This is a genomic window from Streptomyces sp. YS-3, assembly GCF_045257485.1.
Lineage (GTDB): Bacteria > Actinomycetota > Actinomycetes > Streptomycetales > Streptomycetaceae > Streptomyces.
On the sequence record NZ_JBJHPC010001178.1, the window covers coordinates 1 to 639 of the forward strand.

The following is a 639-nucleotide window of genomic DNA, read 5'->3' on the forward strand; positions in this document are numbered from 1 at the left end:
GGCTTCGGTGGTGCGGGCGCCTGGTGGGGGGATCCCCTCAGCAGCGGCGCTCGGGCGCTCCGTCGACCAGGGCGGACAGCAGGCCGCCCAGCACCTCGCGCTGGTCGGCGGTCAGCGGCGCCAGGATCTCCTCCGCCGCGCCCCGGCGGGCGCCGCGCAGTGAACGCAGCGTCGCCCGGCCCGCTTCGGTGAGCTCGATGCGCACCACCCGGCGGTTGGTCGGGTCGGGGACCCGGCGCACGTTCCCGCTCTCCTCCAGGGCGTCGACCAGGGTGGTCACGGCGCGCGGGACCACTTCGAGGCGGGCGGCGAGATCGGCCATGCGGGGCGGGCTGTCGTAGTGCGCGACCGTCCGCAGCAGCCGGGACTGGGCAGGGGTGATGCCGACCGGCTCCAGGTACTGCTTGTGGATGCGGTGGAGTCTGCGCGTGAGCCGGAGCAACTGCTCGGCCAGCACGCCGTCGGCGTCGGTGGTGCTCATACGGGAACAATATCAGGACCTTGTGCATTGTGAGTATAGGTAACAGTGAGCTATGCTCCACCAGTCTTGTCAGTGGCGTCGCCGCCCGGGCCCCAAGGACCCACGAGCGGCGCCGCCCTGCCCCTCACCCTGCGAAGGAGCCCATGCACCCCGAGGAA

The 639-nt window shown here is 72.0% G+C and carries 1 protein-coding gene; it reads right to left on the bottom strand.

Annotated features, from left to right (window positions below; genetic code table 11):
• Positions 1-37 precede the first annotated feature (37 nt).
• On the bottom strand, positions 38-481 hold the full coding sequence (locus ACJA3G_RS38200; RefSeq protein WP_406557576.1) for a MarR family winged helix-turn-helix transcriptional regulator: 444 nt from the start codon (positions 479-481) through the stop codon (positions 38-40).
• Positions 482-639 lie beyond the last annotated feature (158 nt).

Excerpts from the sequence above, each read along its gene's own strand:
- ACJA3G_RS38200 (WP_406557576.1), bottom strand. The coding sequence starts at position 481 with ATGAGCACCACCGACGCCGACGGCGTGCTGGCCGAGCAGTTGCTCCGG.